The organism is Roseiarcus sp. (assembly GCF_052145395.1).
Lineage (GTDB): Bacteria > Pseudomonadota > Alphaproteobacteria > Rhizobiales > Beijerinckiaceae > Roseiarcus.
On the sequence record NZ_JBKQOT010000826.1, the window covers coordinates 1 to 7697 of the forward strand.

Sequence of the window (7697 nt, forward strand, 5' to 3'; positions counted from 1 at the left end):
CAGGAAGCCGGCCTATAATTTACAGATGCCGCTAAGTTTAATATAGACCAGACTCAACACCGTAAAATATGTGCACCCGAGTGTAGCCTTGGGTTTGTCGCCGCCGCCTGCTTATACCTAAGCATAACGCAATCGACCAATTTGTCTCTCTATCGAAATGGACGGCAGGCGCCATTTCTTTCGTGACGTTATCATCATTCGTTTGTTCGAAAAGGAACCGACCATGCGAAAGTCAACCTTGCAGGCCTTGACTGCTTCCTTTGCGGCGGTCGCCGTGATTCTTTCCCTCGGCGCTTCGCCCACGCTTGCCGCGCCCGGCGGCGGCCTTGGGGGCGGCGGTCATTTCGGCGGTGGCGGGATGTTTACCGGCCGGGGATTCGCCGGGGGCGGTTTTCACTCGGGCGGATCATGGAACGGCGGCCTTCACGGCTACAGCCCCTTCGAGAGCGGTTACAACGCCTGCGTCGTCAACCCATACAGTCTGACCCCGAACCCGAGCAACCCACAAAATTTCTTGGCAAATATGTGCTAGCCCGGCGCAGCGGGCCGCAGAATGTTTCGGCGATAGGTCGGGCTTCCGCCGTCCCGTTGGATAGGGTTACGCTCACCCTATCCATCTGGCGCTCACCACGGGACGGGGCGGCCGAGATAGTCGAGATACCGCAGCCCGGGCTGGCCCTGCGCGGCCAGCAGCGTCCGCACCAGGCTTGGCACGCTCTCCTCGATCGTGAGCCGGGCCTCTGGACCGCCCATGTCGGTCTTCACCCAGCCGGGGGCCATCAAGACGAACGCGCGCGGGTCGTCGGCGTGGCGCGCCGCGAAGCTGCGCATGAACATGTTGAGCGCCGCCTTGCTGGCGCGATAGACCTCCCGCATCCCGACCGTGTTGTTGGCGACGCTGCCCTGGCCCGACGACATGACGCCGATCAGGCCAGTCGGCGGCACGAGATCCTGGAGCGCCTCCACCGCCCGCATCGGACTCAGGCTGTTCGTTGTCATCACCCGCGCGAATTCCTCGGTCGTCACCTCGGCGATCGTTTCTTGCGGATTGTTGGTGACGCCCGCGTTGATGAACAGCATGTCGAATGTGCGGCCTGCGAGGGCGGCGCGCAACGCCGAAACCTGGTCCGGGGCGTTGATGTCGACGGTCTCGATCTCGATCCGCCCGTCCGATGAGTCAGCGAGATCGTGGAGCTTGGTTCGGGGGCCGGCGCGGACCGTTCCGACGACGCGCCAGCCAAGCCTCAAGAACTCCTCGGCCATCGCATAGCCCAGGCCGCGCGACGCGCCGACGATGAGGAGGCGCTTGTTGTCTTCCGCAGGCGGCATCGAGACTCTCCCTTTGCAGGATCCGACGTCCGGGTCGAGCCGGACGTCGGAGATGTATTCGCTTCGCCGCCCAAGCGGTAGGCGCGCGGGGCGAAGGAGTCTTTGTGTTCAACGCCGGGTCTGCTTGATTGCGCCTCGGCGCCTCATGCCGGACGCCGACCTCGATCTCCTGATCGCGCTCGACGCGGCCGGAGAGAGATACGCCCGACCGTGTGGAACCCTGCCTCAGAATTGCCTTTGCTCAGAAGGGTTGCCACTCGCCTCCATGCCAGTAGCCCCGGCCTTCATGCTCTTTCCAAGCGTGACGCTCGCCCTCCTTCCAGCGCCAGTCGTCAGGATGGATCTCAACATGAACGCCGGGCGGGAAGTCGTAGTCTTCGTGGACGTGCCAGCAAGCGCCGTCTTCGTTGCATACGATCCGCGCCTGGGCGCTGAGCGACGACAGCCCGAGCGCCGCAAGCCCGGAGAACGCCAAGGCGGCCAGTTTCGTTTTCGTGTTCATAGTGCTCCTCCTCCATGGTGGAGGTCTTCAAACGCCATCAACGAACTAAAGTTCCGCGGGAGCTGAAGTCGGCCCGACTCCCGGCTCAAGCGGCTTGGTTTGAAGAAGTCTTGTCCGAAAGGGTCAGGACGGAGCGGCTTGTGCCGCAAATGAGCGAACATCGACACTGGCCGAGCGCGGAGACTGCTCAGTCGGAGGCCCATTCCATCGGCCATCTGGAACCTTCATGTCGGGCCGGAGTTTCCCCACGGCTTGCGAGGAAGGGCCTCGCAACGGCATTTCCAGGGAGACGTCATGAGAAGGACATGGATCGGCGCGGCGGCGGCCGCGGGCCTGACGACAGTGGCGGCCGCGGGGTTCGCCGCCGCCCAAGAGCAGCCACGACAGGATCAGGCGCCAGCGGGACAGCAGATGGAGCGGCCTCAGAATCATCGGGGCGAGCCGTCGCAGAATGGCGCGATGGAGCGCGGGCAGAGCGCGCAGGCGCAGTCGCCCGGCGAGGAGCGCCAGCGCAGTGAGCACTCGGGCCAGGACATGAAAGGCCAGGAGAAGATGGGAGAGCAGCCGCGAAACGCTGCTGGCGAAGAGGGCAAGTCCGCGCAGGGCTCCCAGCGCCCCACCGAGGAGCGCGCCAATCAGGCGCAGACGGAAAAGTTGAACGGTGAGAAGCGCACCGGCGAGGAAAGCCGGACCAACACGCAGGGGGTGCAGAACGATCATCAGAACAGTCACGAGAATGGCGCAGCCGCGACCCAGGGACAGGCCAACCGCACTGGCCAGGCCGAGACGAGCCGCGAGAAGAGCGAGGGTGAGCGTACCGGCCAGGCAACCGGAAACGAGAGCTCGGCGGAGGAAAAAGGCAAGACCGCGGCCGAACGGCAACCCGCCAATCAAGCCGGCCAGGCCCAGACAGGCCAAACCGAAATGCAGAGCAATCGGCAGGGCGAGATCCAGAACGCGCGGCGCGAAACCCATGTGGACCCGAAGAACGTCCATGCCGAAGGCAACGCTCATCTGACGAACGACAAGGCGGCGCGGATCGCCGACACTTTGATGGCCAACGCGACTCCGCAGAACGTCAACGTCAACGTCAACGTCGGCGCGCGGCTGCCCGGCGGCGTCGATCTGATGCCGCTGCCGGTGACGATCATCGATCTCGTTCCGGAGTACCGGGACTACGACTATGTCGTCGTGAACGACGAGATCGTCATCGTTCAGCCGTCGACGCGGGACGTTGTCGAGGTGATCAACACGGGCGGCGGCGAGGCGATGAACAGCGGCGCCCAAGCGATGGCCGCGACGACGCGCTTGAACCCGTGCGGGACGCCGTAACGGCTTCAGAAGAGCGGCGCCGGCGTTGGCCGGCGCGCCATGCTCGCTGATCTCCGTCTACGCGTCGCCGCGACGCTCTGCCTCCCTCAATGCATCAGCGGTCCCCAGGAGGGATCGCTGGCGTAACTTGGCGTCGGCACCAAAAACTCGCCGTGGCCGAAAATGTCGGTCATATAGATCTTGGGGCCGCCGGTCCCGCCGGAATCGCGGAAGAAAAGCACGTAGAGCCCGTTCGGCGCGAAGGTCGGGCCCTCGTTGTGGAAGCCCTCGACCAGAATGCGCTCGCCCGAGCCGTCCGGCTTCATGACCCCGATGCCGAACGAACCGTTCTTGATCCGGGTGAAGGCGATGAGGTCGCCCCGTGGCGACCAGACCGGCGTCGAGTAATGGCCCTCGCCGAAAGAGATGCGCTTGGCCGGTCCGCCGGTAGCAGCCATCACATAGATCTGCTGCGAGCCGCCCCGGTCGGATTCGAACACGATCTCAGACCCGTCCGGCGAATAGGACGGCGAGGTGTCGATGGCGGACGTGTCGGTGAGGCGCGTCGTCGCCCGCGAGCGCAGGTCCATCGTGTAGAGATTGGTGTTCGCGCCGTCCGAAAGCGACATGATGATCTCTTGCCCGTCGGGCGAGAAGCGCGGGGCGAAGGTCATGCCGGGGAAGTTGCCGACCGCCTCGCGCTGGCCGGTCTCGAGGTTGAGAAGGGTCACCCTCGGGTCGGCCGATCCGAACGACATGTAGGCGACCTGCTGCGCGGAGGGCGAGAAGCGCGGCGTGACCACGAGCGTTTCCCCGCCGCCGAGGTATTTGACGTTCGCGCCGTCCATGTCCATCACCGCGAGCCGCTTGCGGCGCTTCTCCTTCGGACCGCTCTCGTCGACGAACACGACGCGGGAATCGAAGAAGCCCTTTTCGCCGGTGACTCGCGAGAAGACCGTGTCGGCAATCATATGCGCGACTCGTCGCGCGTTGGTCGCTTCCGAAGTGTATTGCTCGCCGGCCACCTGCTCGCCGGTCGCCGTGTCCCACAGGCGGAACTGGGCTGTGACATGGTCATTGTCGGGACGCAGCACGCGGCCGGTCAGCACGAATTGCGCGTTGATGGCCTTCCACGCATCGACGTTCGGGCGCGCGTCCGGGTTCGAGATCGTCTCCGGGAAGCTCGACGGGTTGACCGGCAAGAGGAAGATGGAGCGCCCGAAGTCGTTGGCGACGACGCTGCCGATCTTGTCCGCCCCGTCGTCTCCGGTGAAGGGGGTCACCGCGATGCTCACCGGCTTGAAGTTCTGGCCAGCGTGAACATAGATGTCGCCCGTATCGGCGTTCGCCGGAGACGTCGCAGCGGCGAAGGGCGTGAGCGCCAGGGCCACGAGCGCGGACAAGCGAACAACAAATGACACAAGCGACATCAGACAAACTCGTATTGACAGGACAGGCAGCGCGGCGCCGGCCTTATCGGGCGGCGACCTGCGGACTGAATTGGATGGTCTTGGTTTTCCATTGCTCATAAAAGGGGCGATATTGGGCCGGCACGGGGAGAGGGTTGCAGGACTGCACAGCCTGCATCACGCTTTTCGCCAGGGACTTCAGCGCCGGGTCCGACGGTGGATTGACGAGCTTCGGCGCCTTCGCGAGCGATCCGTCCGGCTTGAACGCCAGTCTGACGCGGGCGAAATAGGGGTCAGAGTCGGCAGGCTGCGCCGCCGGCTTCCAGCATCCGAGATAGGTCCTGACGATCCAGGATTCGAAATCCGCTTCCTGCGCGTTCGTCATGCGCTGCGGAGGCGGCGGCGGAGCCGGAGCTTGCGCGGGCGGCGCGGGCTCATGAGCGGCGGGCGCGGGCTGAAGAGACGCCAAGGTCGGCGCCGGCTTGGCCGCGTCCTTGGCGGCGTTCTTGGCGACGGTGTCGTTCGACGACGGCCAAAGGTCGCACCCGGCGGCGCCGAGCGCGAGGAGGACGACAAGCGTCAGGGGAAGGGCAGGGATCGATCGTGTGGTCATCTGCGGGTCTCGCTTAAAGCGTGAAGAGGGCGGTCAGCCCTGGGTGTCGCGCGGATCGAAGTGGATGGTTTCGATTTTCCATTCCTCGAAGAAGGGCGCGTATTCAGGCGGGACGTGGAGCGGGTCGCATTTCCGCACGGCGCGCATCGCGCTTTCGGCATGCGCCTTCCAAGCCGGGTCGTTCGGCGGGTTCAGGAGGACTGGACGCGCCGACAACGACCCGTCGGGATTGAAGACGACCTTGATTTCCGCAACGTAAACGTCGCCGTCCGGCATGGCCGGCGGAGGCGTCCAGCAGTTCAGGTAGCTTTCGGTGAGCCAGGCGTCGAGCGCCGAAGCCATCGACACCGACATCCGCGGCGCATTGTGGTGCGGCAGGCCCTGAGGGGTCGCGGCCGGCGCGTTTGACGCGCTCCCCGAGCCCGACGCGGGCGCCGGTTTCGCAGCGATCAGCTTGGCGATCGCATTCGGATCGTAGGCGTGCGTCGGCTGCGCCTCGGCCTTGTCATGCTCGACGACCTTGGCGATCTCGTCCGGCTTCGGCTTCTCGGGCGCGGGCTCCTTCGGGCGCTCGGGCGGTCTCGGCATGTCGGCCTGTTTCGGCGGCGGCGCCGGCTGGGGTTTGGGCGGCGGCGCTGGCTCGGGTTTGGGCGGCGGCGTCGGCTCGGGTTTCGGCGGCGGCGTCGGCTCCGGCTTCGGCGGCGGCGCGGGCTCCTCGGCCTTGCGCAGCTCTGGCGGCGGCTGCGGAGGAGACGGCGGCGTCGGTTCGGTCCTCGGCGCAGGCGGCGGCTCAGGAGCGGGCTTGGCGTCCTTCTCGCCATTCATGATCTGGTTGAGCTGCGTCTCGGAGACGGTCTCCACCGGAATCGCTTCCTGGCCCTCCTCGAACTTCGGCGCCGAAGCAAACCCGAGGATCAGGAGCAACAAGAGGGCGCCATGGAGCGCGCTTGAGACCGCCCAAGCCCAATATGACCGCCGCTCGTCCAACGCCGCTCCCGGCTACTGACCCATCGGCTCGGTGACCAGGGCCACCTTCTTGAACCCTGCCTGGGTGACCGACGCCATGATCTGCGCCACCCGCCCGTAGGGCGTGACTTTGGAGGCGCGCACATAGATCCGCTGCTCCGTGTCGTTTTGCGACGCCTCCTGAAGTTTGGGCACGAGATCCGCGTCGGCGATCGGCTGGTCCATCAAATAGAGCTGGCCCTGCTCGTTGAGCGAAATCGCGACCGGCTTCTTCTCCACGTTGAGCGCCGCGGCGCTCGTCTGCGGCAGGTCGACCGACACGCCCGTCGTCAGCAGCGGCGCCGCGACCATGAAAATGATCAGGAGCACAAGCATCACGTCGATGAACGGCGTCATGTTGATGTCGGCCATTGCGCCGTACCGCGGAACGCCCCGCCGTCCCCGGCTGCTCTTCTGGCCGCCGCCCACCGCCATGCCCATCGGAACGTTCCCTCTAGGCCGCGTTCGCCCGCTCGGTCGACAGATGGTGATCGATCTGCCGGGAGAGGATCGAGGAGAATTCGTCGGCGAAGCTTTCGAGACGCGCCTGCGCCTTGGCCACGTCGCCCTGGAACTTGTTGTAGGCGATCAGCGCCGGGATGGCGGCGAAAAGGCCGAGCGCGGTTGCAAGCAGCGCCTCGGCGATGCCCGGCGCCACGACCGCAAGCGAAGTGTTTTTCGACGCCGCGATCGACTGGAACGAGTTCATGATGCCGAACACGGTCCCGAACAGGCCGATGAACGGACCCGCCGAGGCGACGGTGGCCAGCACGAGCAGGTTCGATTCGAGCCGCTCCACCTCGCGCGCGATCGAGACGTCGAGCACCTTGTCGATGCGGGCGTGCAGGCCGCGGAACGATCCCGCCGCCTGCTGGAACGAGCGCTTCCATTCGCGCATGGCGGCTACGAACAAGGCCGCGGCGCCCGTATTGTTCTGGCTCGACAGCGAGGCGTAGAGCTCCTCGAGCGACCGGCCCGACCAGAACACCTGCTCGAAATTCTCCATCTCGTTGCGGAACTTGCGGAACAGGCGCGCCTTGTCGAAAATGATCGTCCAGCACCAGAGCGAGGCGAGGAAGAGGCCAAGCATCACCGCCTTGACGACGATGTGGGCCGACCAGAACATCGACAAAATACCGACGTCCGACGTCGCGGCCGCAGCGGCTGCATCTGCAGGATTCATGGGCGTAACAAGACCTTCTTGACTGCGGGCGGCGCGAACGCCGGCGTCGGAAGCGGGAATCGGGGCGGGGTCTGCCCTTCAAATGGGCCGAAACTTGGGCTGGCGGTCGCCATCTCCCGCCGTCTGTTTGTTCGATCCATCAAGGCCCCTGATAGGGTTAAGCTCGCATTACCGCAAGGCGACGGCGCGCCGCGGTCCCCTGCTACCCAAACCGTGACGCCGCCGTTATCGTGGCGGCACGAAGGACTTGCGGCGGCGCGGAGATGGGGAATGGGGGCTTTGGAAGCCTATGCGTGGGAATGGGGTTCGGCGCTCATCCGGTGGCTGCACGTGACCGCGGCGATC

The 7697-nt window shown here is 65.4% G+C and carries 9 protein-coding genes; 2 read left to right on the top strand and 7 right to left on the bottom strand.

Going from position 1 to position 7697, the window contains the following annotated elements; translation table 11 throughout:
* Positions 1-157: 157 nt before the first annotated feature.
* Entirely contained in the window at positions 158-532 is a 375-nt protein-coding gene (locus ACLP25_RS28535; protein ID WP_442472469.1) for a hypothetical protein, read from the top strand.
* 92 nt (positions 533-624) lie between these two features.
* Here ACLP25_RS28535 and ACLP25_RS28540 read toward each other — a convergent pair whose 3' ends face one another.
* Complete coding sequence (locus ACLP25_RS28540) at positions 625-1329, bottom strand: SDR family NAD(P)-dependent oxidoreductase (RefSeq protein WP_442472470.1); 705 nt, start codon at positions 1327-1329, stop codon at positions 625-627.
* Positions 1330-1570: 241 nt separating this feature from the next.
* Positions 1571-1831, bottom strand: coding sequence for a hypothetical protein (locus ACLP25_RS28545; protein ID WP_442472471.1), 261 nt, complete (start codon positions 1829-1831; stop codon positions 1571-1573).
* 294 nt (positions 1832-2125) lie between these two features.
* Here ACLP25_RS28545 and ACLP25_RS28550 point away from each other — a divergent pair, with 294 nt between their 5' ends.
* Positions 2126-3163 carry a DUF1236 domain-containing protein gene (locus ACLP25_RS28550; RefSeq protein ID WP_442472472.1) on the top strand — a complete coding sequence of 346 codons (1038 nt, stop codon included), beginning with the start codon at positions 2126-2128 and terminating at the stop codon, positions 3161-3163.
* 86 nt (positions 3164-3249) lie between these two features.
* Here ACLP25_RS28550 and tolB read toward each other — a convergent pair whose 3' ends face one another.
* From tolB to tolQ, 5 genes are all read right to left on the bottom strand, one after another.
* Positions 3250-4572, bottom strand: coding sequence for a Tol-Pal system beta propeller repeat protein TolB (gene tolB / locus ACLP25_RS28555; protein ID WP_442472473.1), 1323 nt, complete (start codon positions 4570-4572; stop codon positions 3250-3252).
* Between the two features lie 43 nt (positions 4573-4615).
* Entirely contained in the window at positions 4616-5164 is a 549-nt protein-coding gene (locus ACLP25_RS28560) for a cell envelope integrity protein TolA (protein ID WP_442472474.1), read from the bottom strand.
* Positions 5165-5197: 33 nt separating this feature from the next.
* Complete coding sequence (locus ACLP25_RS28565; protein WP_442472475.1) at positions 5198-6091, bottom strand: hypothetical protein; 894 nt, start codon at positions 6089-6091, stop codon at positions 5198-5200.
* Positions 6092-6163: 72 nt separating this feature from the next.
* A complete protein-coding gene (gene tolR / locus ACLP25_RS28570; protein ID WP_442472476.1) occupies positions 6164-6610 on the bottom strand; it encodes a protein TolR in 447 nt (148 codons plus the stop codon).
* 13 nt (positions 6611-6623) lie between these two features.
* Positions 6624-7352, bottom strand: coding sequence for a protein TolQ (tolQ, locus tag ACLP25_RS28575; protein WP_442472477.1), 729 nt, complete (start codon positions 7350-7352; stop codon positions 6624-6626).
* Positions 7353-7697 lie beyond the last annotated feature (345 nt).